The sequence below is a fragment of the Citrobacter rodentium NBRC 105723 = DSM 16636 genome (assembly GCF_021278985.1).
Taxonomy (GTDB): domain Bacteria; phylum Pseudomonadota; class Gammaproteobacteria; order Enterobacterales; family Enterobacteriaceae; genus Citrobacter_A; species Citrobacter_A rodentium.
In genome coordinates, this window is sequence record NZ_CP082833.1 from 4,552,312 (window position 1) to 4,575,196 (window position 22,885).

General features: G+C 55.8%; 22 protein-coding genes, 1 tRNA gene, 1 other RNA gene and 1 pseudogene. 13 read left to right on the forward strand and 12 right to left on the reverse strand.

Features of this window, described 5'->3' with window-relative positions:
- Window positions 1-32: 32 nt before the first annotated feature.
- Window positions 33-527 (reverse strand): leucine-responsive transcriptional regulator Lrp, encoded by a 495-nt coding sequence (lrp, locus tag K7R23_RS21655; RefSeq protein ID WP_000228469.1) that lies wholly within the window; start codon window positions 525-527, stop codon window positions 33-35.
- 327 nt (window positions 528-854) lie between these two features.
- Between lrp and K7R23_RS21660 the strand changes: the two genes are divergently transcribed.
- The 13 genes and pseudogenes from K7R23_RS21660 (at window position 855) to K7R23_RS21720 (ending at window position 16,351) form a co-directional block, all read left to right on the forward strand.
- Window positions 855-1,064, forward strand: coding sequence for a hypothetical protein (locus tag K7R23_RS21660; RefSeq protein WP_148222071.1), 210 nt, complete (start codon window positions 855-857; stop codon window positions 1,062-1,064).
- Window positions 1,065-1,071: 7 nt separating this feature from the next.
- Window positions 1,072-2,040: a thioredoxin-disulfide reductase gene (gene trxB, locus K7R23_RS21665; RefSeq protein WP_012905277.1), complete on the forward strand. Its 969-nt coding sequence runs from the start codon at window positions 1,072-1,074 to the stop codon at window positions 2,038-2,040.
- Window positions 2,041-2,154: 114 nt separating this feature from the next.
- Window positions 2,155-3,921: a heme ABC transporter permease/ATP-binding protein CydD gene (gene cydD, locus K7R23_RS21670; protein WP_012905276.1), complete on the forward strand. Its 1,767-nt coding sequence runs from the start codon at window positions 2,155-2,157 to the stop codon at window positions 3,919-3,921.
- Complete coding sequence (gene cydC, locus K7R23_RS21675; RefSeq protein WP_012905275.1) at window positions 3,922-5,643, forward strand: heme ABC transporter ATP-binding protein/permease CydC; 1,722 nt, start codon at window positions 3,922-3,924, stop codon at window positions 5,641-5,643.
- A 42-nt stretch (window positions 5,644-5,685) separates the two neighbouring features.
- Window positions 5,686-6,390 carry a leucyl/phenylalanyl-tRNA--protein transferase gene (gene aat / locus K7R23_RS21680; protein WP_012905274.1) on the forward strand — a complete coding sequence of 235 codons (705 nt, stop codon included), beginning with the start codon at window positions 5,686-5,688 and terminating at the stop codon, window positions 6,388-6,390.
- 297 nt (window positions 6,391-6,687) lie between these two features.
- The gene (infA, locus tag K7R23_RS21685; protein ID WP_001040187.1) at window positions 6,688-6,906 is read left to right on the forward strand and encodes a translation initiation factor IF-1; all 219 of its coding nucleotides are present in this window, start codon (window positions 6,688-6,690) and stop codon (window positions 6,904-6,906) included.
- A 115-nt stretch (window positions 6,907-7,021) separates the two neighbouring features.
- Window positions 7,022-7,153, forward strand: a pseudogene (locus K7R23_RS21690) (pirin-like C-terminal cupin domain-containing protein); the annotation flags it as partial.
- Between the two features lie 79 nt (window positions 7,154-7,232).
- Window positions 7,233-7,320: transfer RNA gene (locus tag K7R23_RS21695), tRNA-Ser, on the forward strand.
- A gap of 39 nt (window positions 7,321-7,359) precedes the next feature.
- Window positions 7,360-7,496: non-coding RNA, RtT sRNA (locus tag K7R23_RS21700), on the forward strand.
- A gap of 1,136 nt (window positions 7,497-8,632) precedes the next feature.
- Window positions 8,633-9,328 (forward strand): helix-turn-helix domain-containing protein, encoded by a 696-nt coding sequence (locus K7R23_RS21705; protein ID WP_012905273.1) that lies wholly within the window; start codon window positions 8,633-8,635, stop codon window positions 9,326-9,328.
- 100 nt (window positions 9,329-9,428) lie between these two features.
- Window positions 9,429-10,022: a helix-turn-helix transcriptional regulator gene (locus K7R23_RS21710; RefSeq protein WP_158304841.1), complete on the forward strand. Its 594-nt coding sequence runs from the start codon at window positions 9,429-9,431 to the stop codon at window positions 10,020-10,022.
- A 198-nt stretch (window positions 10,023-10,220) separates the two neighbouring features.
- Window positions 10,221-12,839 carry an Ig-like domain-containing protein gene (locus tag K7R23_RS21715; protein WP_232796090.1) on the forward strand — a complete coding sequence of 873 codons (2,619 nt, stop codon included), beginning with the start codon at window positions 10,221-10,223 and terminating at the stop codon, window positions 12,837-12,839.
- Window positions 12,836-16,351: an Ig-like domain-containing protein gene (locus K7R23_RS21720; protein ID WP_232796091.1), complete on the forward strand. Its 3,516-nt coding sequence runs from the start codon at window positions 12,836-12,838 to the stop codon at window positions 16,349-16,351. Before K7R23_RS21715 ends, K7R23_RS21720 begins: the two co-directional genes overlap by 4 nt.
- A gap of 154 nt (window positions 16,352-16,505) precedes the next feature.
- On the opposite strand, the gene K7R23_RS21725 is transcribed toward K7R23_RS21720, so the two are convergent.
- The 11 genes from K7R23_RS21725 to K7R23_RS21775 all read right to left on the reverse strand — a co-directional run bounded on the left by K7R23_RS21725 (window position 16,506) and on the right by K7R23_RS21775 (window position 22,882).
- On the reverse strand, window positions 16,506-16,895 hold the full coding sequence (locus K7R23_RS21725) for a Mor transcription activator family protein (protein WP_012905271.1): 390 nt from the start codon (window positions 16,893-16,895) through the stop codon (window positions 16,506-16,508).
- Window positions 16,892-17,317: a gp16 family protein gene (locus tag K7R23_RS21730; RefSeq protein ID WP_012905270.1), complete on the reverse strand. Its 426-nt coding sequence runs from the start codon at window positions 17,315-17,317 to the stop codon at window positions 16,892-16,894. Before K7R23_RS21730 ends, K7R23_RS21725 begins: the two co-directional genes overlap by 4 nt.
- On the reverse strand, window positions 17,310-17,525 hold the full coding sequence (locus K7R23_RS21735) for a hypothetical protein (protein WP_012905269.1): 216 nt from the start codon (window positions 17,523-17,525) through the stop codon (window positions 17,310-17,312). The genes K7R23_RS21730 and K7R23_RS21735 overlap by 8 nt, the downstream gene beginning before the upstream one ends.
- On the reverse strand, window positions 17,515-18,210 hold the full coding sequence (locus K7R23_RS21740) for a DUF2786 domain-containing protein (RefSeq protein WP_012905268.1): 696 nt from the start codon (window positions 18,208-18,210) through the stop codon (window positions 17,515-17,517). The genes K7R23_RS21735 and K7R23_RS21740 overlap by 11 nt, the downstream gene beginning before the upstream one ends.
- Entirely contained in the window at window positions 18,197-18,493 is a 297-nt protein-coding gene (locus tag K7R23_RS21745) for a nucleoside triphosphate pyrophosphohydrolase family protein (RefSeq protein ID WP_012905267.1), read from the reverse strand. Before K7R23_RS21745 ends, K7R23_RS21740 begins: the two co-directional genes overlap by 14 nt.
- 14 nt (window positions 18,494-18,507) lie before the next feature.
- Entirely contained in the window at window positions 18,508-18,780 is a 273-nt protein-coding gene (locus tag K7R23_RS21750) for a hypothetical protein (RefSeq protein ID WP_024132572.1), read from the reverse strand.
- A complete protein-coding gene (locus tag K7R23_RS21755; protein WP_024132571.1) occupies window positions 18,777-18,965 on the reverse strand; it encodes a hypothetical protein in 189 nt (62 codons plus the stop codon). Before K7R23_RS21755 ends, K7R23_RS21750 begins: the two co-directional genes overlap by 4 nt.
- Window positions 18,966-19,043: 78 nt before the next feature.
- Window positions 19,044-19,655: a DUF3164 family protein gene (locus tag K7R23_RS21760; protein WP_012905265.1), complete on the reverse strand. Its 612-nt coding sequence runs from the start codon at window positions 19,653-19,655 to the stop codon at window positions 19,044-19,046.
- A 17-nt stretch (window positions 19,656-19,672) separates the two neighbouring features.
- Window positions 19,673-19,942, reverse strand: coding sequence for a hypothetical protein (locus K7R23_RS21765; protein WP_012905264.1), 270 nt, complete (start codon window positions 19,940-19,942; stop codon window positions 19,673-19,675).
- A gap of 2 nt (window positions 19,943-19,944) precedes the next feature.
- A complete protein-coding gene (locus K7R23_RS21770) occupies window positions 19,945-21,102 on the reverse strand; it encodes an ExeA family protein (RefSeq protein ID WP_012905263.1) in 1,158 nt (385 codons plus the stop codon).
- A 10-nt stretch (window positions 21,103-21,112) separates the two neighbouring features.
- Window positions 21,113-22,882, reverse strand: a complete 1,770-nt coding sequence (locus tag K7R23_RS21775; protein WP_012905262.1) for an integrase catalytic domain-containing protein — start codon at window positions 22,880-22,882, stop codon at window positions 21,113-21,115.
- Window positions 22,883-22,885 lie beyond the last annotated feature (3 nt).

Below are 22,885 nucleotides of genomic sequence, written 5' to 3' on the forward strand. Positions count from 1 at the left end.
ACGCCGATTTTGCACCTGTTCCGTATTAGCGATTAGCGCGTCTTAATCACCAGACGATTGCTCTGTTTGACTTCTTCCATAACGACGTAGGTCCGTGTGTCGTTTACGCCAGGCAGGCGCAGCAGGGTTTCTCCCAGCAGCTTACGGTACGCTGACATATCCGGTACGCGCGTTTTCAACAGGTAGTCAAAATCACCGGAAACCAGATGACACTCCTGAATTTCTTCAAGTTTTTGCACGGCGGCGTTAAATTGTTCAAACACATCCGGTGCGCCACGATTCAGAGTAATCTCAACAAATACCAGAAGTGACGCATCCAGATAATGCGGGTTTAGCAGTGCTGTATAGCCCTGAATGAACCCTTGTCTTTCCAGACGACGCACACGCTCAAGGCATGGCGTCGGGGAAAGTCCTACTCGTTTAGAAAGCTCGACGTTGGAAATACGCCCATCCTTTTGCAGCTCATTAAGAATGTTGCGATCGATGCGGTCGAGATCTTTGCCAGGGCGCTTCTTGCTATCTACCATTATTATTGTCTCTCTTTATTCCTTCCCTATTCCTGCCTGACTCTATAAACATCATGTTCAGAGTCGATGCCCATCACAATAGACCGATCCCAGAGGGGGTCACGGCGCGCAAGCCTGATCTATAGTGAGAAGACCGTTGCCTGACGGCAGCTATCGACATCACGAATGGCGTCTGTCCACACCATGCGTAGATTTCGCTAGCCCGGTAAACATGGTATTAACATGCATGATTATGCGACACACAGATAACACTGTTTTTTTCTTCCTCGAATGTTTTCGCAAAACAACAGGTGATTGTCAAAGCAAAACATCGATTTTTAGTACAACATGCCAGTTATTCATTGCCAACAGCGTCAAATCGTCATTTTCTCACCTTATAACTCAGCTGCTTTAAGTAAAATTGTTTATATCGCTGCGACGATTTCTATTCGCCCATTGATGCCCCCTATTACACAAATTGTTAACAAAATCGCTGTACTCTTTTTTTACGCCGGTAAATTCCCTACAATCCAGCCCATTGCCTGCCAACAACAATGAGGATCTCATGGGCACGACCAAACACAGTAAACTGCTTATCCTGGGTTCCGGCCCGGCGGGATACACCGCAGCGGTCTATGCCGCACGCGCAAACCTGCAGCCGGTGCTCATCACCGGTATGGAGAAAGGCGGCCAACTGACCACCACGACGGAAGTGGAGAACTGGCCTGGCGATCCGAACGACCTGACCGGCCCGCTGCTGATGGAACGTATGCATGAACATGCAACCAAATTCGAAACGGAAATTATTTTCGATCACATTAATAAAGTGGATCTGCAAAACCGTCCGTTCCGTCTGACCGGCGACAGCGCGGAATATACCTGCGATGCGCTGATTATCGCGACCGGCGCCTCCGCACGCTACCTGGGGCTGCCTTCTGAAGAGGCGTTCAAAGGCCGCGGCGTTTCCGCCTGCGCAACCTGCGACGGCTTTTTCTATCGCAACCAGAAGGTGGCGGTCATCGGCGGCGGCAACACCGCGGTAGAAGAAGCGCTGTATCTGGCGAACATCGCCTCTGAAGTCCACCTGATCCACCGCCGCGATACCTTCCGCGCCGAAAAAATCCTGATTAAGCGTCTGATGGATAAAGTAGAGAATGGCAATATCGTGCTGCACACCCACCGCACGCTGGAAGAGGTGACCGGCGATCAGATGGGGGTAACGGGTCTGCGTCTGCGCGATACGCAGAATGCCGACAATATCGAAGCGCTGGACGTGGCGGGTCTGTTTGTCGCTATCGGTCACAGCCCGACCACGGCAATCTTCGAAGGCCAGCTGGAGCTGGAAAACGGCTACATTAAAGTGCAGTCCGGTATTCACGGCAACGCGACGCAGACCAGCGTTCCTGGCGTCTTCGCCGCTGGCGACGTTATGGACCACATTTACCGCCAGGCCATTACCTCTGCTGGCACGGGATGTATGGCTGCACTCGACGCGGAACGCTACCTCGACGGTTTAGCCGACGCGTGCAAATAACTTTTACAAATCAGTAACAAAAGTAAATAAGGCGACTATAGGTCGCCTTTATTTTTGCCCCGTTGTAACATTGCCCTGCCGAAAAATACTGACAACTCACCTGCAAAGCGCGCAATGAATAAAACCCGTCAAAAAGAGCTAACCCGCTGGTTAAAACAGCAAAGTGTCATTTCCCAACGCTGGTTGATGATCTCCCGTCTGCTGGGATTTGTCAGCGGCGTGCTGATCGTCGCCCAGGCCTGGCTTATGGCGCGCATTCTGCAACATATGATCGTCGATAACATCCCGCGCGAGGCGCTACTGACGCCTTTTGTCATACTGGTGCTGGTTTTTGTCCTGCGCGCGTGGGTGGTCTGGCTGCGGGAACGCGTCGGCTTCCATGCGGGTCAGCATATCCGCTTTGAGATCCGCCGTCAGGTGCTCGACCGTCTGCAGCAGGCAGGCCCGGCGTGGATCCAGGGCAAACCGGCGGGAAGCTGGGCCACGCTGGTGCTGGAACAAATTGACGACATGCATGATTACTACGCGCGCTATCTGCCGCAGATGGCGCTGGCGGTCTGCGTACCGTTACTGATCGTGGCCGCGATTTTCCCCGCTAACTGGGCGGCGGCGCTCATTCTGCTCGGCACCGCGCCGCTAATCCCACTGTTTATGGCAATGGTCGGCATGGGCGCCGCCGATGCCAACCGGCGTAACTTTCAGGCGCTGGCGCGTCTGAGCGGGCACTTTCTCGATCGCTTACGCGGTATGGAAACTCTGCGCATCTTTGGCCGCGGCGCAGCGGAAACGGAGAATATTCGCGCGGCATCGCAGGATTTTCGCCAGAGGACAATGGAAGTGCTGCGTCTTGCCTTTTTATCGTCGGGCGTGCTGGAGTTTTTCACCTCGCTTTCTATTGCGCTGGTCGCCGTTTACTTCGGTTTTTCTTATCTCGGCGAACTCAATTTCGGTCATTACGGTACGGGCGTAACGCTGACCGCCGGTTTTCTCGCCCTGATTCTGGCACCGGAGTTTTTCCAGCCACTGCGCGATCTCGGCACCTTTTATCATGCCAAAGCGCAGGCGGTCGGCGCGGCTGACAGTCTGAAAACGTTTATGGAAACGCCGCTCGCCCATCCGGTGCGCGGTGAGGCGGAACTGACCACAAAAGATCCGCTCGCCATCACGGCGGAAGAGCTGATCATTACTTCGCCGGAAGGTAAACCGCTGGCGGGTCCGCTTAACTTTACCCTTTCCGCCGGTCAGCGCGCGGTGCTGGTAGGCCGCAGCGGTTCAGGCAAAACGTCGTTGCTGAACGTCCTTTCCGGTTTCCTTTCCTATCAGGGATCGCTACGTATTAACGGCGTGGAGCTGCGCGATTTATCGCCGGAGGCATGGCGTCGCCAGCTCTCCTGGGTAGGTCAAAACCCACAGTTGCCGGCAGCGACGATCCGCAAAAACGTTCTGCTGGCGCGTCCCGAAGCGAGCGAGCAGGAACTGCGCGCCGCGCTCGACAGCGCCTGGGTCAGCGAATTTCTGCCGCTGTTGCCGCAGGGCGTCGATACGCCGTTGGGCGATCAGGCCGCGCGCCTTTCCGTCGGTCAGGCGCAGCGCGTAGCAGTCGCCCGCGCCCTGCTGAATCCCTGCAAACTGCTGCTGCTTGACGAACCGGCCGCCAGCCTCGACGCCCATAGCGAACAGCGGGTCATGCAGGCGCTGAAAGCGGCATCGACCCGCCAGACGACGCTGATGGTGACTCACCAGCTGGAAGACCTTGCCGACTGGGACACCATTCTGGTGATGCAGGACGGACAAATCATTGAACAGGGTTCCTGGGCCGAACTCAGCGCGGCGCAGGGGGCATTTGCCACCCTGCTGGCTCACCGTCAGGAGGAAATTTAAATGCGCGCTTTGCTGCCTTATCTGACGCTCTATAAACGTCATAAATGGATGTTAACTCTGGGGATTGCGCTGGCGATCCTCACCCTGCTCGCCAGTATCGGTCTGCTGACGCTCTCCGGCTGGTTCCTCTCCGCCTCCGCTCTGGCGGGCGTGGCTGGGATTTACAGCTTTAACTATATGCTGCCTGCCGCTGGCGTTCGCGGCGCGGCAATCGCCCGTACCGCCGGACGTTACTTTGAGCGGCTGGTCAGCCACGACGCCACGTTCAGGGTACTGCAACATCTGCGCGTTCACACTTTCAGCAAACTGCTCCCGCTCTCCCCTGCTGGCCTTGCGCGCTATCGCCAGGGCGAATTGCTCAACCGGGTGGTGGCGGATGTTGATACGCTGGATCACCTCTACCTGCGCGTGATTTCTCCGCTGGCAGGCGCGTTTGTGGTGATCATGGTGGTCACCCTCGGCCTGAGCGTGTTTGATTTTACGCTCGCCTGCACGCTTGGCGGCATTATGCTGCTGACGCTGTTTATTATGCCGCCGGTCTTTTATCGCGCCGGGAAAACCACCGGGCAGAACCTGACGCATCTGCGCGGACAATATCGCCAGCAGCTCACTGCCTGGCTCCAGGGCCAGGCCGAGCTGACGATTTTCGGCGCAAGCGACCGCTATCGCGCGCAGATGGAAAACACGGAATTGCAGTGGCACGAAGCGCAGCGCCGTCAGTCTGAACTAACCGCGCTTTCACAGGCGCTAATGCTGCTGACTGGCGCTGTTGCTGTCCTGCTGATGCTGTGGATGGCATCCGGCGGCGTGGGCGGTAATTCACAGCCCGGCGCGCTGATCGCCCTGTTTGTGTTCTGCGCGCTGGCGGCGTTTGAAGCCCTGGCCCCCGTTACCGGCGCTTTTCAGCACCTCGGACAGGTCATCGCCTCTGCGCTGCGCATCAGCGAACTGACGGAGCAAAAGCCGGAAGTGACTTTTCCGGACAGCGAGCTAAGCGTCCCGAAACGGGTCGCGCTGACTCTGCGGGATCTCTCTTTCAGCTATCCGGGACAGGCGCAGAAAGCGCTGGACTCGCTTTCGCTACAGGTGAGTCCGGGCGAACATATTGCCATTCTGGGCCGCACCGGCTGCGGTAAATCCACCCTATTGCAACTGCTGACCCGCGCCTGGGACCCGCAGCAAGGTGAGATTCTGCTTAACGATAATCCTCTTTCGGCATTTAACGAATCAACCTTGCGCAAAACCATCGGCGTCGTGCCGCAGCGCGTGCATCTGTTCAGCGCCACCCTGCGCGATAACCTGCTGCTGGCCGCGCCGGAAGCCAGCGACGAGAGGCTTACCGAAACCCTGTGTCGGGTGGGACTGGAGAAGCTGCTCAGCGACGGCGGGCTTAACAGCTGGCTCGGCGAAGGCGGTCGCCAGCTGTCCGGCGGCGAGCTGCGTCGTCTGGCCATCGCCCGCGCGCTGCTGCACGACGCGCCGTTGATGCTGCTTGATGAACCAACGGAAGGACTGGACGCCACAACCGAAAGCCAGATGCTGGAACTGCTGGCCGCGGTTATGCGTGAAAAAACGGTATTGATGGTGACGCACCGCCTGCGCGGACTCGCGCGATTCGATCGCATCATAGTCATGGACAACGGGCAAATAATTGAGCAAGGTAATCACGCAGATCTGTTAGCCATGCAGGGTCGTTATTACCAGTTTAAGCAAGGTCTGTAAGCTATTATTTAACGATCTTACGCGTAGTGGAGTTCTGCTGTCATGCGGCTGGTCCAGCTTTCTCGTCACTCTCTGGCCTTCCCTTCCCCGGAAGGCGCTTTACGTGAACCAAACGGCCTGCTGGCGCTCGGCGGCGATCTCAGCCCGGCGCGCCTGTTAATGGCCTACCAGCGCGGCATTTTTCCGTGGTTTTCACCTGGCGACCCGATCCTGTGGTGGTCGCCCGATCCCCGCGCGGTGCTCTGGCCGGACGCCTTTCACATCAGTCGCAGCATGAAGCGTTTTCACAAACGCTCGCCCTATCGCGTGACGCTGAACTACACCTTTGATCAAACGATCGCAGGCTGCGCAAGCGATCGTGATGAAGGGACGTGGATCACGCCTGCGGTAGTGGAAGCGTATCACCGCCTGCATGAACTGGGGCACGCTCATTCGATTGAGGTGTGGCGCAACGATGAGCTTGTTGGCGGCATGTATGGCGTATCGCAAGGCGCTCTGTTTTGCGGGGAGTCGATGTTCAGCCGTCAGGAGAACGCTTCAAAAACCGCCCTGCTGGTCTTCTGCGCAGAATTTCTCCGCGCGGGGGGCAAACTGATGGATTGCCAGGTGCTGAACGATCATACCGCATCGCTGGGCGCTGTCGAAATTCCGCGCAGAACGTATCTGGATCATCTTGATGCCCTACGTCAGCGACGTTTACCCAGCCATTTTTGGGTGCCGCGGACGTTATTTTCGCCTCGGGAGTGAATGTTTTCGGTACATTTTTTGTCAGGGTGTTATAATTGCGTCGCAGAGTTGGTTTAGCCCATTACCCCGCTGCCGTTAAGGAACCGATTCGCGTCAGGTAACGCCCCATCGTTTATCTCTTCGCTCCCTTATACGATGCGCTTTACGTGCGGCTTTGCTGCGTGTGTGGAAAGCGTTACGGCGTAATGCGCTAAAACTTGTTTGCTGCGTTTTAAACGTACAAATCTTTACTTATTTAAAGAACTTCGGCATTATCTTGCCGGTTCAAATTACGGTAGTGATACCCCAGAGGATTAGATGGCCAAAGAAGACAATATTGAAATGCAAGGTACCGTTCTCGAAACGTTGCCTAACACCATGTTCCGCGTAGAATTAGAAAACGGTCACGTGGTTACCGCACACATCTCCGGTAAAATGCGTAAAAACTACATCCGCATCCTGACGGGCGACAAAGTGACTGTTGAGCTGACCCCGTACGACCTGAGCAAAGGCCGCATTGTCTTCCGTAGTCGCTGATTGTTTTCACGCCCGAATGGCGTACAGATAATAAAAGGTCGGTTTATCCGGCCTTTTTTGTTGCGCCCTCCTACCCTATTCCGCATATTCCGCCGTTAAATAATCCCCCTGCGGACTGCTTCCAGGCGAAGCGCTCAATGAGCCTGTCGTGGGTTACGTTCCGTTTGTGATGGAGTCAAAACAGCAAATCGCGGAAGCTGTTCGTGGAAGATGCTCAATGCGTAACCAAACGAGAAGTAAAGCGTAAATACTGCTTGACCGTATTCGCGCAACTCCCTATAGTAGCGCCCCGTTGCCCCCCAAGCGGTCAGGCAGCAATACAATATGGTGAGGTGTCCGAGTGGCTGAAGGAGCACGCCTGGAAAGTGTGTATACGGCAACGTATCGGGGGTTCGAATCCCCCCCTCACCGCCATCTTCGAGAAAAAGCTCGTACGAAAGTACGAGCTTTTTTTTCATCCCAAAGACAGGGGGGATGAGAAGCCCCGACCGGGGTTCGACAACTGGCGCAGCCAGTTGGACAGACCACGAACGCAGTGAGTGGGCTGCCCGCAGGGCGAGCGCAGCGAGTCAATCCCCCCCTCACCGCCATCTTCTACAAAGAAGCCTGCACGCAAGTGCAGGCTTCTTTGTTTATAGCCCCATACTGGGGGGGATGAGAAGCCCCGACCGGGGTTCGACAACTGGCAAAGCCAGTTGGACAGACCACGAACATAGTGAGTGGGCTGCCCGCAGGGCGAGCGCAGCGAGTCAATCCCCCCGGACGCAGCAACACCCTACCCGCAAATATCACCTGTCAGCCCTACAGTTCCCCGTTCCCTGGCCCGATCAGCGCAGCGCCATCAGGCCGTTCCACCAAATGCACCGCGATTATTGCCGGATGGCGGCGAAAACGCCTTATTCGGGCTACTTTGTTCAGGCCCTCTGCCGCGCCAGACGGGGGGCGGGCTTTAGAGCCGCTCCCCTTTTCGTGGATAAGATCATATAACCTAAAACATTCCTGAACATGACCTGCCAAACCTCATCTTTGTTTATTCATGGTTTACTTAACACGAACCTATACTATGGAAAATTCTTAATAGTCATATTTAAAAGGATATCGCCCACCAAAGAAAAAAGACGCAATAGCAAGGGAATAAACTTTGACATTCATATGGCTTTGAATGACAGGAAAACATAAGGAATTGTAACGATGAAGCTATCACATTCAGGGTTATTTTTTATCCTGTTTTTAACCAGGAATACGACCATACGTTTTGCAACGTGCGACAGTTGTAGAAAATTTACACTTAGCTTATTTAGCAACATTGATTCCATTATGAGAACCAAGGTTTCTTAAACATTAAATTTAGCCTTAAAAAGAGGCGTTTTACGCAAAAAACAAACAAAACAATAACACTAGTGCCATAATGGTTATGAAAAAACAGAGAAGAGGTAAAACAGTTTGAATGCCAGCGCATCCTCTGTTTAACAGAGAATTGCATTGCTTTTAACAATTAACACAGATATATATCTCGGAAAATTCTCATCCGCTGGATTTATAGCCCACCAGGGGATCGTCTTAAAATATTGAAATATATTTACAGATTATTACTATGACCCAAGTCGGTATACGTAATTTAACTTAATTTTGTGGTGTGCTCCTGACTCCGGAATTAAAAATGGAACGATAAGCAGGTCAGGCAGTTATGGTGAATATTACCCCCCAATTTAACCGTTAATGGAGTATGGACGGCGATCTTGTTGCATGGGTCATTTTTTATTATTCGCTCAGAGAAGACGGAAAATATGGAGCACAGAGAGTGCATAGAGTAATAGTAAACCATGACAAAATTATTACCTCTTTAAGCGAGCATTCCACATTGGCTCAACCTGATAGCATCATTCGAGGTAAGCGGCGCTACAATTTGAGCCATGAGCATTCGCGACGCATTTTTTTTATCCTGGAAGGTGATTTTTTACTAAAAATGCGAGTTAAGAATGAAGAAAAAATGCTGAATATACTGTCTGCGCCCTATGTGGTTGACGTAACTCCAGCACTTGACGCTCTTCCTCTTTATCTCGAACGGGTGGATTACGGTAGGGTTCACTCTCTTAGTTACGATAGATTTTGGCAACTGGTGCGAGAAAAGGATTTGCTTGATGATACGATGTCGATTCTTTCAGGTCATTACTCTGATCTCTTAAATTATATCACGACAAGCAAAAGCAGCTCGTACGAGCAGGTCATTTCGTTAATTGAACGATGGCAAAGGTTGCCTTCGCATTTAAAAAAACGATTTTCAGCTCTTTACCTTATTGAAAATAGCTCCTGGCTTTCCAGGAGCTCAATCTGTCGGGTCCTGAAAGAACTAAAAGATCGGGGCGAACTAAAACTTGATAACGGTCGATTCCGGAATGGGGATGGTTTAAAGCAACATTAGCTACGATAATTTGAGGCACTATTAACTCATGCATAATCACAAGAACATACATATTTTACTGCGCAACAATAATTACTTTTTTGTCTATGGATTGGTCACGATGATGAAAACCATCCTTGGACCGGATAAAAATATTATTGTTAGCGGAGACTATTCTATATCCGGGGTACGGCGGGCAGACATTATTATCATGAGTTCGACACCAGCTCTGCCATGCTTGTGTTTACCAAACTTTCGTTTTCGCCAGCCGCATAGCCTTGTCATTGTTTTCAATGACAGGCATTCGAACTTTCGCTCCCACACATGCGCCGCTTGTAATAGCGGCGTCCTGCTGCTCAACCATAAAAAACCTATCGGACTCATTCGCACACGGCTGGAGCAAACAATCAAGGCCGTGAGTATGGAGGATATCTCTTGTACTCCAGGGGATTATCTGAGCTGTCGCCACTGCCGGTTATCCAAAAAACAGCTACAGGTGATCCAGTACATGAGACAAGGATATAACGTTCAACGTATTGCGAAATTGATGAACGTATCAGCCAAAACCATTCATGCTCATAAGTATCGGATAATGCAGAGAATAGGAACAAAAGGAAATGTAAGACTATATAACTTCATTAACTCAATCGGCCAGGACGAGTCGTTTGCGGATATTGGCCAAATTGAAAAAGCTGTTAATGCCTCTTCAGTGTGAGGTCGCACGATTGCATCACATCACTTTATCCCATTGGTAATACTCAGGCAGATTTTACCAAAACAGTAGCTCAAGGAATAACATATGTCAGTCATTTTACTCGTTAAGGATCACGACGGGAAGTTGGTTTCAAAATATGTGTTAGAGAAACAGCATCCTCTGTACTTAGATGCTCCTCCTCCCGGGACCTCCTTTGAATTGCAAAACAGCTCTGGCCGCACCATTAAATATTTTAAGGCGCAGAAAGCTGGTGATGCGACAGAACTTCATATTGTCGATGAAGGCAGCGTCAGCTATGACGTCGTTATTGAAAATATGGCTCCGGAGCAAATGCCGCCCGTCACCACCATGGGTGAGACGGGAACCTATACGTATGCGCTGGATACCAGTACCGGCGTTTATTCCCTCCCCGGATTCGTCGAAGAGAGCGTGGTGGCAGAAAGCAGTACCAATATGCTGCTTGGCATCGGCGCAGTTGCGGTGGGCGCCATATCAGCAGGCGTTGCCCTTAACTCAAGTCATAACTCGCACAGCAACAGAGACAACGCTTCTGATGTTGATACCGGAACCGGTGTAAAACCGGGCAATAACGGCACCCCGCCGCTGATGACCGATAATAACGGCAACCCCGTCGCCGACGGTGCCACCACCAATGACAACACCCCGACGCTGAGCGGCAGCGGCGAGCAGCCGGGCGCTGAAGTGGTTATCAAGGACGGCGACACCGTGATCGGCGAAACCATCGTTGACGAGAACGGCAACTGGAGTATCACCCCTGAGAAACCGCTGGACGACGGCGAGCATACCATTACCACCGAGATCACCAATCCGGACGGCTCGCAGAGCAATAACGATACGACGATTGTTGTCGATACCGGCGCTGGCGAAAAACCGCAGCCGCAACCAGAACCTGAGCCACAGCCTGAACCCGAGCCACAACCTAAACCCGAGCCACAACCTGAACCCGAGCCACAGCCTGAACCCGAGCCACAGCCTGAACCCGAGCCGCAGCCTGAACCCGAGCCGCAGCCTGAACCCGAGCCGCAGCCTGAACCCGAGCCGCAGCCTGAACCCGAGCCACAGCCTGAACCCGAGCCACAACCAGAGCCGGGCACTCCGCCGCAGATGACCGACGATGAGGGCAACACCATCGCCGACGGTGCCACCACGAATGACAATACCCCGACGCTGAGCGGCAGCGGTGAGCAGCCGGGCGCTGAAGTGGTTATCAAGGACGGCGACACCGTCATCGGCGAAACCATCGTTGATGAGAACGGCAACTGGAGCATCACCCCGGAGCAGCCGCTGGACGACGGTCAGCACGACATTACCACCGAGATCACCAATCCGGACGGGTCGCAGAGCAACAGCGACACCACTCTGGTTGTCGATACCGGCGCTGAGCCACAGCCGGAACCGCAGCCTGAGCCACAGCCGGGCACTCCGCCGCAGATGACCGACGATGAAGGAAACCCTATCGCCGACGGCACCACCACCAATGACAACACCCCGACGCTGAGCGGCAGCGGCGAGCAGCCGGGCGCTGAAGTGGTTATCAAGGACGGCGACACCGTCATCGGCGAAACCATCGTTGATGAGAACGGCAACTGGAGCATCACCCCTGAGAAACCGCTGGACGACGGCGAGCATAACATTACCACCGAGATCACCAATCCGGACGGCTCGCAGAGCAACAGCGACACCACTCTGGTTGTCGATACCGGCGCTGAACCGCAGCCGGAACCGCAGCCTGAGCCACAGCCGGGCACTCCGCCGCAGATGACCGACGATGAGGGCAACCCTATCGCCGACGGCGCCACCACCAGTGACAATACCCCGACCTTCGGCGGCAGCGGCGAGCAGCCGGGCGCTGAAGTGGTTATCAAGGACGGCGACACCGTGATCGGCGAAACCGTGGTGGATGACGAAGGCAACTGGTCCATCACCCCGGAGCAGCCGCTGGCCGACGGTGAGCACACCATCACCACCGAGATCACCAGTCCGGATGGATCCCAGACCAGTAACGACACCACCCTGGTTGTCGATACCGGCGCTGAACCGCAGCCGGAACCTCAACCCGAGCCGGAACCGCAGCCGGGCACTCCTCCACAGATGACCGACGATGAAGGCAACACCATTGCCGACGGCGCCACCACCAGTGACAACACCCCTACCTTCGACGGCAGCGGTGAGCAGCCGGGTGCGCAGGTGGTTATCAAGGACGGCAACACCGTCATCGGCGAAGCCGTGGTCGACGATCAGGGCAACTGGTCCATCACACCGGAGCAGCCGCTGGCCGACGGTGAGCACACCATCACCACCGAGATCACCAGTCCGGACGGCTCGCAGACCAGCAGCGACACCACTCTGGTTGTCGATACCAGCGCTGAACCGCAGCCGGAGCCTCAACCCGAGCCGCAGCCTGAACCTGAGCCACAACCAGAGCCGGGCACTCCGCCGCAGATGACCGACGATGAGGGCAACCCTATCGCCGACGGCGCCACCACGAATGACAACACCCCGACCTTCGGCGGCAGCGGCGAGCAGCCGGGTGCGCAGGTGGTTATCAAGGACGGCAACACCGTCATCGGCGAGGCCGTGGTCGACGACCAGGGCAACTGGTCCGTCACCCGGAGCAGCCGCTGGCCGATGGTGAACACACCATCACCACCGAGATCACCAGTCCGGATGGATCCCAGACCAGCAGCGACACCACCCTGGTTGTCGATACCAGCGCTGAACCGCAGCCGCAGCCTCAACCCGAGCCGCAGCCTGAACCTGAGCCACAACCAGAGCCGGGCACTCCGCCGCAGATGACCGACGACGAGGGCAACCCCATCGCCGACGGCGCCACCACCAGTGATAACACCCCGACCTTCGGCGGCAGCGGTGAGCAGCCGGGTGCGCAGGTGGTTATCAAGGACGGCAACACCGTTATCGGCGAAGCCGTGGTCGACGATCAGGGCAACTGGTCCATAACCCCGGAGCAACCGCTGGCCGACGGGGAACACACCATCACCACCGAGATCACCAGTCCGGACGGCTCGCAGACCAGCAGCGACACCACCCTGGTTGTTGATACCAGCGCTGAACCGCAGCCGGAGCCTCAACCCGAGCCGCAGCCGGAACCTGAGCCACAACCAGAGCCGGGCACTCCGCCGCAGATGACCGACGACGAGGGCAACACCATCGCCGACGGCGCCACCACGAATGACAACACCCCGACCTTCGGCGGCAGCGGCGAGCAGCCGGGCGCTGAAGTGGTTATCAAGGACGGCAACACCGTTATCGGCGAAGCCGTGGTCGACGACCAGGGCAACTGGTCCGTCACCCCGGAGCAGCCGCTGGCCGACGGTGAGCACACCATCACCACCGAGATCACCAGCCCGGATGGTTCCCAGACCAGCAGCGACACCACCCTGGTTGTCGATACCAGCGCTGAACCGCAGCCTGAACCTGAGCCACAGCCAGAGCCGGGCACTCCGCCGCAGATGACCGACGATGAGGGCAACCCCATCGCCGACGGCGCCACCACCAGTGACAACACCCCGACCTTCGGCGGCAGCGGTGAGCAGCCGGGTGCGCAGGTGGTTATCAAGGACGGCAACACCGTCATCGGCGAAGCCGTGGTCGACGACCAGGGCAACTGGTCCGTCACCCCGGAGCAGCCGCTGGCCGATGGTGAGCACACCATCACCACCGAGATCACCAGTCCGGACGGCTCGCAGACCAGCAGCGACACCACCCTGGTTGTCGATACCAGCGCTGAACCGCAGCCGGAGCCACAACCTGAACCTGAGCCACAACCAGAGCCGGGCACTCCGCCGCAGATGACCGACGACGAGGGCAACACCATTGCCGACGGCGCCACCACCAGTGACAACACCCCGACCTTCGGCGGCAGCGGCGAGCAGCCGGGCGCGCAGGTGGTTATCAAGGACGGCAACACCGTCATCGGCGAGGCCGTGGTCGACGATCAGGGCAACTGGTCCATAACCCCGGAGCAACCGCTGGCCGACGGGGAACACACCATCACCACCGAGATCACCAGTCCGGATGGCTCGCAGACCAGCAGCGACACCACCCTGGTTGTCGATACCGGCGCTGAACCGCAGCCGGTTACCCCGCCGCAGATGACCGACGATGAGGGCAACCCCATCGCCGACGGCGCCACCACGAATGACAACACCCCGACCTTCGGCGGCAGCGGTGAGCAGCCGGGCGCGGAAGTGGTCATTAAGGAAGGTAATACCGTTATCGGTTCCGCTGTTGTCGACGAGGACGGTAACTGGTCCGTCACACCGGAGCAGCCGCTGGCCGACGGTGAGCACACCATCACCACTGAGATCACCAGTCCGGATGGTTCGCTGAACAGCAGCGATGTTACTCTTAACATTGATACCACTGCGCCAGAAGGTATCGACTCGTCTGCGGTCGTGATGACCAACGACGCGGGCGATACGCTTAATGCCGGTAGCCCGATCAACGATGCCACCCCAACACTCAGCGGCAGCGGCGCTGAACCGGGCAGCACGGTGAACGTTTACGATAACGGCACCGCTATCGGCTCTGCCGTGGTGGATAGCAATGGCAACTGGTCCGTCACCCCGGAACAACCGCTGACCGACGGCGAGCACAGCCTGACCCTGGAAATGGTTGATGCCGCAGGCAACAGTAGCGGTCAATCTGCGCCGGTTGCGATAACGGTTGATACCGATGCGCCAGTGGGAATTGATTCATCCAAAGTCGCGATAACCAATGACAGCGGCACAACCCTCAATGCCGACAGCCCGGTCAAAGACGCCACGCCGACCTTCAGCGGCAGCGACGCTGAGCCAGGCAGTACGGTAGTCGTGCGTGATAACGGCAACGTTATCGCTTCCACCGTGGTGGATGAAAACGGCAACTGGTCTGTTACCGCAGAACAGCCACTGACCGACGGCGAACACAGCCTGACCTGGGAAGCGGTGGATGCGGCAGGCAACGGTAGCGGCGAGTCCGAAACGGTTACGCTGACGGTCGACAGCGATGCGCCAGAGGCGATCGATCCGGCCAACGTCGTGATAACTAACGATGCGGGCGAGACGCTTGATATCGGTAGCCCAATCAACGACGCCACGCCGACGCTCAGCGGCAGCGATGCAGAGCCGGGAAGTACGGTAATCGTACGTGATAAAGGCAGCGAAATCGCCAGAGTAACGGTGGACGATCAGGGCAACTGGACCGTCACCCCGGCAAAAACGCTGGCAGAAGGTGAACACAGCCTGACTTATGAAGTGGCTGATGCCGCTGGCAACAGCAGAGGAGAATCGGCACCGGTAGCGGTAACGGTTGATACCGTTGCGCCAGACGGCGTCGATCTCTCCAGCGTGGTTATTAGCAACGAAGCGGGCGAAGATGTCACCGCCAGTGCGACCCAGGCCGACAGCGTACTGACCTTCAGCGGCAACAAGCTGGAAGCCGGCACAACGGTTACCGTTTACGACGGCGATCGGGTGATTGGTCAAACGACCGTGGACGCGAACGGCGCCTGGCAGTTCACCACTGAGGAAGGGTTAAGCGATGGCGGGCACGACATCCACTTCACCGTTTCCGATGCGGCTGGCAACACCAGCGCCCCGTCGGAATCCCTGACAATGGAAGTGGCTTCGGTGACCTTTGCCGCAGCGGACAACATCAATACCGAAGCGGCGATCGGCTTTACCTGGCCAACGGAGCAAGGCGCTGAGGGTAACGTGGTTAACAGCGGTACCCACACCTTCCACGTCAATGACGGCACCGTTGTCGACCTCTACGTACAGGCAACCAGCTCCGCGCTGCTTAACATCTTCAGCTCAACCACGCTGACCCTGAGTAAGTACAACTCCAGCACCGGACAGTGGGAAGCGCTCACCTCTAACGGCGCCAGCAACCTGTTCGGCATGTTCGGCCTCGGCGTGCAGACCTCGGACATTACGCTGCCGGGCCTGACGGCGGGCGACTACCGTCTGGAGCTCAGCATTGGCGGCCTGAACCTCGGCACCAACATGAGTATCGCCACCCAGGAGACGATTTACCAGTTGGCGGCTGAACCGACCATTACCACTTACAAAACCGCCGCTGGCAATGTGATGAATGACGTTGACGCCCTCTCCGGCCAGGACGGCGTTCCGCATCCGGCGCAGACCCTGGTAACCTCGGTTTCGGTTACCGGCGCGGACGGCAGCGTCGTCAGCTATGCGGTTAACGCCTCCGGCGCTACGGTGATTGATGGGCTGTACGGTAAGCTGACCATCTCAGCGAACGGTGACTACGTTTATGAGCCGAACTATGCGATATCCGCTGATTAGACATGAGATAAATGACAGGGAACGAGTGAGATAATTGTGGGAAGAACCGGGTCGATGTGGGAAGAGACTGGATGGTTTATGCAATAGCCTTACAGTATGTGAAAATCAGACCGGCCCGAAAAAAACAGCACTCGCACCAGCCTGATTGCAGATGTTACCCCTTTTTCCCCGTATCGGCATCAGGTTCACCATCAAACAGCTTACCCTGCATCCGATCCAGTTCTTCTTTCTTTACCCGCTTGACCACGCTGTAAATCCACTGCAGCGAAACGCCATACTTGCGGGCCAGCTCGTGGTGGTTGCGCCCGTCGAACTCCTGGAAAATTTCCCGATCGCGCTGGCTGACCTTCCAGACCATCCCCATCGGAAAATAGACGTTCTGCCCGCCCCAGACCTGCATCATGCGGTTAGCAACCGCCTGACCAATCTGGTCGGAAACGGCGGGATCAATATCAATAATCTCGCGGACGGTCTCTGAGGTGTGTTGTGCCAGCTCAACCAGCAGCTCTGGCCCCTTGCTACGAAACTGACTCATGTCGCTCATCGCTTTGCCCCCGTAGCCCTGCGTTGCCACTTCTTCAGCTTTTCAATCACGCTGCTGGCCTGCTCAGCGTTGAGCCAGCGTAACGCGTTGATGCCCGTTTCCCGTTTAACCCAAAGCGTCAGCGCCTTTTCCGAACGGTCACGGATAACCCCCGCGTCGGCCATTTCCAGCCATAGCGCCCGGATTTTCTTCGACTGAGGGTGGCTATCCAGCGGTATCCCGGACTTCGCTTTCCCGGCAGGCTTAATACGGAACCCTTTCTTCTTCATGGATTCCAGTACGCGGTTAAGCTGGGTCATGTCCATGCCCTTTGTTGAGGCTTTTCCCGTCAGGCCCTGTAGCATCTGGCGGTAGGTGTCCTCATCCATCTGGAGGTCATTGCGGGCAATATGAATGAGTTGGATAAGACGCTGTTTATTCATTATCGCCACTCCTTTTACCGGTACCACCGATATAGTCAACATACAGAGGAAGGGCTACAGGCCAGCACAGGAATATAACGGCCCAACTAATCCAGCACCAGGCACCGCTGTATCGTGAATAAAAGCCGGTATGGCGGTGCAATTCAGCCGTACACCAGCCCACAAAACAATACCAGAACAGGCCACACACAATAGTTTCAGCCATCATAAGCCGCCCCCAGTTTCTGCCGTTCCTGGCCGTTAACCGGCTGATGCAGTCGGACGTTTTTCCCCTCTTTGTAACCCAGGTGGCGGGACATGTCCGAGTCACGGGATTTCCCGGTTTTACGGCCTGTTGTTGTTTCTGTATCAGGGTATTTCTGGGACAGCCATAATTTGGCCAGTTCCTGCTCCTCCCGTGACATGGCGAAAAGGTGAACCTCTCTACTTACAGCCAGCACCCAGCCTTCAGCAAATTTGTCACCACGGCTGGTTTTGGTCGTATTTTTGATTCTTTTATTCTGCTGTCGGATATAGTTTTTACGTGCTGAAACTAATTGTCTGGCCAGTACCTCCCATGTATATGACGCGAGTTCAACCCGGTCTTTATTACCGTAAAAGCCGACGCTGGGTTTAAAACCAGAATGAATAATAGACTTAACGCCGAAAGCATCCTGAATAATACCCAGCAGGCCCAGCATGTAACGAGGTGGATTAACGCTACCTGCGGCCCAGTAGCCGCTGATGCTTTCATCAATATCACTGAGTGCCAAATCATCCTGGGTGATGTTATACGCCAGCATCAGCTTCTGGGCGCGTTGCAGTGCCAGCGCTGCTTCGTGGGGGTTATCGGATTTAGCCAGCGCCAGCAGTTTCTTTAACTTCTCCAGCACCTTCTCATTATTCTGCTGCATAAGTTACCCCCAGGCGTTCGGCAAGACGTTCCAGCTTTTTCTGCTTCTGGAAGTCAATGAGCTTATCCATTCCGTTAATACGGAACTGTTCGATCATGATCTCGACGTCTGCCATCTCACCAGCCAGGTCAACCTCGTTGCCCAGCCCGTTCATATTACGGGCCGCCGCAGCGGCCAGTTCAGCAGACTCTTCCATCAGCTTCAGTGCCTGGGCCTCCGGCCCGAAGGTTTTCAGGGCCAGATGGTAGATCGTTGAGCGGTTGTATAACTTCATACCTTTCATCTTCTTTCCCCGTATTAATGGCGTGATACGCCGATGATCCTGACGTGGCCTTCCTCAGTAATTTCCAGTTCATACAGTGGCGGTAGTTTTCTCAGGTGGTCACTGGTTGCGTGAAGAGCGTAAATGGCCTGATCCAGACCATTGGTTGCGACGATGGCATGTGAAGCCATGCTGATTAATTTGATTAACACCTGTCGAATATGGTTTGGGTTTTCACAGCCACACACACTGATATATTCCGCGACAATTTCACGGGTACGCTTTTCGGCTTCCTTCGGAGTAATCATTGCTTGGCCTCGCAGGGGATAAATTCCATTGCCGGAACTTCTGAGTAGTAGTGCTGGCTGCAGTGCGGACATACCAGCGTGATGAGGACAGCCGGGACATGTTGTTTCCCGGAGATGATGATGCTGGCTTCGCTGAACTTCAGCGTGGTGATACCTTTCTTGCAGTTGGAACATTTGATGGACATGATTTATTCCTCAATGCTGTTTTCGGCGTGCAGAAGCCCACGGCGCTGACGCCGAAATAAAACGAAAATGAATTAAAATTAGATGGCAGCGATATCTAACGGAATATTTACCAGCTTCCCGTTTTTATCTTTCTCCCGGAAATTAATATAGGTTTTGGACATCGCTACCTGCAGTGATTCCGATATCGCCTCCATCGCTTTATTCCAGCGTTCGTCCTGGATTTTGACCCGGCGCAGGGAAAGGATACGCCCGGTATTCAACTGGCCCTCTTTATCCACCTGGAAGGCATCGCTGATGATGGCCCGCAGGTTAGCGTTCGCGCCCTCAGACCATTCAGTGACGCACTCGTCAATCAGGTCTTTGGCAATCTGCAGCTCTGGCCCGAAGGTCAGGGTTTCCTGTACGCGAATGGTGATCTGCTGGCTACCGTCGAAACTGCTAAAGGTCACGTTGCCTTTGGCACCCCCACGCGTTCTGCCGTACTTCTCGGCCACAAGGTCAAGCCAGGCATAACACTCGTCAAAGGCGCGGCGCTTGAAGTAGGCAAGCTCATCGCGTTTAGCCTTCGCAGCAGCAACCTGTTCCTTAACGAAAGTATCCATCGCAAGGTCATAGTCAGACACCTGGTCAACCGGCACCAGGCGCCCCTTGCGGTCTTTCATATAGTCTTCTTTATTTACTTCACTCATCTCTGTTCACCTTATGGTTAATGTAATGACTCTGACCAGGTAATACGGCAGCCATGCAATTCGAAGACGCCCTGTTTAAAGCGCCCTGAACCGTCATGCCCCATATGGGTATAACTCGCTTTTCCCTGCTCCAGCAGGCGGGCGCAATAACCGTTGCGAGCAATACGAATGACCGGCTTACTGCCCGCAATCATGACGCTTTGCACCGTGGTATTCATGGCGTTAAGCGCCGCAATAGCGGAACAAACATTACTCATCTGCTGGTTGATATTGATGATAGATTTCATGGTTAAACTCCCTTAACAACGTCAGCATTGACCTGCGGAACCCCGATTTCAGCGGCCAGATTCATGGCGGCTATCACCAGGTTACTGACGGCCAGCGGATACAGCAGGCTGACCAGATTCTTGCGGCTGCTGCCAGGGTTACTCAGGCGGGCGCGGATGGCATCCACCGCACTGGCGTCCATGATGTCGGCCAGTTGTTTACCGACGCGTTGCAGTTTGAACGTCAGAAACTCTTCCAGACTGTTGTCCAGCGGCAGCAGTTCCACCACCTCACAGCGCTGTACCACTTCGCGCACCTCCATGTTGCGTTCAGACAGCTTGGTGGCCAGTTCGGGCTGGCCAATCAGCACGATGGACAGCAGCTTTTTAAAACCGGACTCCAGCTCAAAGAAGCGCTTGAGGTGCTTCAGTGTCGGGATGGGCAGGCTGTGGGCCTCTTCAATCACCAGAACGTGACTGAAGCCTGCCTGACAGCTGTCTTTCAGGACGCGATGCAGCTGGCGGAAGCGGGCGTCCTGGCTGCGCTTGATGTTCTCCAGTGGCGCGATGGTGCTGATGATGGCTTCGGCGATGGCTGCAGCCTTCAGGGTTTTGCCCTTCACGTCGTTGTCTTCCATGGCGATGATGTACGGCTCAATAACAATCACCGGCGCGTTCTCGCGGTTGATGCGTTCAATCAGGTCGCGGCGCAGCGTGGATTTACCCGCGCCGGACTCACCGATAACCGCCATAAAGCCGCCATGGCGGGCCGTCTGATATAACGCCTCACGCACATAGCGGATATCCGGCGTGGTGAATACATCGTCCGCGCCCTGCATGGCGTCATCGGCGAACGGGTCGCGGAACAGGCCAAACGCTTTTTTGGTTGCTGGAAATAACACCTGCTTTTTAAGTAACATGTTCTCTTCCTCACTGAGGTTGGTAGTACCCGCTGTACGGGGCGTGGCAGCGCCCTGTGCAGCATCAAAACTCTTCGCTGTATCAATCCCCTTACTTGCCAGAAACGACGCCAGACGCTGGCGCACATCCTCCGGGCTGGTTCGGGGCCACTCGTTATGGTTCACAATCTGGGCCAGGGTGGCCTCAGAGACGGCGACGGCTCTTGCCACCACCGCCTGTGGGATGCGGGCCTCTTTAAGCTGCTGCTTCAGTACCAGCATGTTTTCCTCCTCAGTTGCCGTTAACGATGCTGATAATGCCGTTACGGGCCGGGCCAGCCAGCGCTGTCATCACGTCGTCCAGCGCGGCTTCAGGTACGCCATCCGGGTATTGCGCTGTCAACTGGCGGTAGTGTTCCGGCGTCCAGGTATGGCCGCTAGCGCTGAACTTCTCACGCAGGGCTTTCGCAGCCTCCACATGGGTCAGTGGACGCTGCTCAATACGTGGCCCGCGCACGTCTGAAGCCTGACCGCGCTTCGGCATATAGGTCGGAAGCGTGGTGTCGTCGATATGTTTGTACGGATCAAGTCGCCCGCCGAACGGCAGCGCCTTCGCCTTACGTGCGGCAGCTGCGTCAGCGGCGTTATCCGTACCGGTAACCAGCTCTTCGATCTCTTTTGCCGCCGTCTGCGCCGGAGTTTCTGGCAGAGCCTTATAGTTCTGGCCGAACACCGCTGCGCTTTCGGCAAAGCCGAACTCGTTCTTTCTGACCTCTTCGACCAGGAAGAACGTCTCGTGGCCATCCTCGCCGGTCAGTACCACCTGCGCCACATCGCTGCGCCATGGGTTACGGGTAATCATCAGTTTTTCGCCGACCAGTACGCCCGGCACCGTCGAAACATCAAATTCAGTTCCCCGGAACGGTACACGCAGTTTTGATGTGACCTTGCGGCTTTCCGGCGCAGCCACCGCCAGTTCTCGGCATACCTCAACGGATGGCGCTTTCTTCAGCTGTTCAGCGGTGATTTTCAGCCAGATATCGGTGCGGGTTTTACCGTGGCGGCTGTGGACAGCCGTGGCGTTAAAGTGGCTGCGCCATTTAACGGCCAGCGCGTTCAGCTCGTCCAGGCTGTGAACCGGCTGGAATTTCAGGCCTGGCTCCAGCTTACGTTCGATAATGTCGCGGGCCTTTTCCACCTGCCCGGTGGCGCGGGCGTTATGCGGCTTGTGTGCTATCAGGTCGATGCCCAGCGAGCGACACATGTTTTTCGTCATGCCTGCGGTGTTCGCCGAACCGGGATCGAGATAGAGTATTTTCGGCACACCGTGCAGCACATCGGCACCACCGCGTTCCTGCATGGCGTTGATAAGAACAGAACAGAGGTTTTCACCTGATTCCGCCCCCATCACGTACTCAACGTAAATCCAGCCACTGGTATGGTCGGTAATCTCGTAACTCCACACGCGGTCACTGGCGATACGGGCGATATTGGCAGGCTTGTTCTTGTAGAACTTCGCGCTGTCCATCACCTGCAGCCCTTTATGGCCGTTGCTCAGGTAGTACAACGTACAAAGTGAAGCGTCGATTTCCCAGACGTGGTTGGGGTGCAGGCTGGCCACTTCGCAGGACGGGGTCGGTGCGTCCAGCTGTTCCGGGTGTAGACCATAGTTGCGCAGGGCGCGGCTGATGGCATCTTCCGATAACGGGAAAAACTCGCCTGTCGTCTCATCCGTTCTTCCTGCTGTGATAAAGCCGTTTGACCGCAGGGTCTCCACGGCGTCGGCGATGGAATACAGGCGCTTACCGTTCTTACGGGTGGCCTCGCGCAGCGTGGCGGATATCAACGCGGCTTCGTCGCGGTTCAGGGCACTGCGTCCGGCATCGGCGCGTTTCTTACGCTTGTCAGTCACTGATACCTCCTTCAGCTTGCGCAGCAGGGTGGCGCGGGATATACCCAGTTCAGCGCAGGCGGCGTTGTATATCGCACCGCGCTTACCATGCCCCGCGTCACGTGCCGCGCGGGCAACAGAAACCAGTCGTTCAGTCAGGGCGGCACTCATCCG

Coding starts and splice junctions, on each gene's coding strand:
- K7R23_RS21745 (WP_012905267.1), bottom strand. CDS start 18,493: ATGAAAGGTATGAAGTTATACAACCGCTCAACGATCTACCATCTGGCC.
- K7R23_RS21720 (WP_232796091.1), top strand. CDS start 12,836: ATGACCGACGACGAGGGCAACCCCATCGCCGACGGCGCCACCACCAGT.
- K7R23_RS21730 (WP_012905270.1), bottom strand. CDS start 17,317: ATGAATAAACAGCGTCTTATCCAACTCATTCATATTGCCCGCAATGAC.
- K7R23_RS21740 (WP_012905268.1), bottom strand. CDS start 18,210: ATGCAGCAGAATAATGAGAAGGTGCTGGAGAAGTTAAAGAAACTGCTG.
- cydC (WP_012905275.1), top strand. CDS start 3,922: ATGCGCGCTTTGCTGCCTTATCTGACGCTCTATAAACGTCATAAATGG.
- infA (WP_001040187.1), top strand. CDS start 6,688: ATGGCCAAAGAAGACAATATTGAAATGCAAGGTACCGTTCTCGAAACG.
- K7R23_RS21705 (WP_012905273.1), top strand. CDS start 8,633: ATGGACGGCGATCTTGTTGCATGGGTCATTTTTTATTATTCGCTCAGA.
- K7R23_RS21760 (WP_012905265.1), bottom strand. CDS start 19,655: ATGAGTGAAGTAAATAAAGAAGACTATATGAAAGACCGCAAGGGGCGC.
- K7R23_RS21755 (WP_024132571.1), bottom strand. CDS start 18,965: ATGTCCATCAAATGTTCCAACTGCAAGAAAGGTATCACCACGCTGAAG.
- cydD (WP_012905276.1), top strand. CDS start 2,155: ATGAATAAAACCCGTCAAAAAGAGCTAACCCGCTGGTTAAAACAGCAA.
- K7R23_RS21710 (WP_158304841.1), top strand. CDS start 9,429: ATGATGAAAACCATCCTTGGACCGGATAAAAATATTATTGTTAGCGGA.
- aat (WP_012905274.1), top strand. CDS start 5,686: ATGCGGCTGGTCCAGCTTTCTCGTCACTCTCTGGCCTTCCCTTCCCCG.
- K7R23_RS21660 (WP_148222071.1), top strand. CDS start 855: ATGCCAGTTATTCATTGCCAACAGCGTCAAATCGTCATTTTCTCACCT.
- K7R23_RS21775 (WP_012905262.1), bottom strand. CDS start 22,882: ATGAGTGCCGCCCTGACTGAACGACTGGTTTCTGTTGCCCGCGCGGCA.
- trxB (WP_012905277.1), top strand. CDS start 1,072: ATGGGCACGACCAAACACAGTAAACTGCTTATCCTGGGTTCCGGCCCG.
- lrp (WP_000228469.1), bottom strand. CDS start 527: ATGGTAGATAGCAAGAAGCGCCCTGGCAAAGATCTCGACCGCATCGAT.
- K7R23_RS21765 (WP_012905264.1), bottom strand. CDS start 19,942: ATGAAATCTATCATCAATATCAACCAGCAGATGAGTAATGTTTGTTCC.
- K7R23_RS21725 (WP_012905271.1), bottom strand. CDS start 16,895: ATGAGCGACATGAGTCAGTTTCGTAGCAAGGGGCCAGAGCTGCTGGTT.
- K7R23_RS21735 (WP_012905269.1), bottom strand. CDS start 17,525: ATGATGGCTGAAACTATTGTGTGTGGCCTGTTCTGGTATTGTTTTGTG.
- K7R23_RS21750 (WP_024132572.1), bottom strand. CDS start 18,780: ATGATTACTCCGAAGGAAGCCGAAAAGCGTACCCGTGAAATTGTCGCG.
- K7R23_RS21770 (WP_012905263.1), bottom strand. CDS start 21,102: ATGCTGGTACTGAAGCAGCAGCTTAAAGAGGCCCGCATCCCACAGGCG.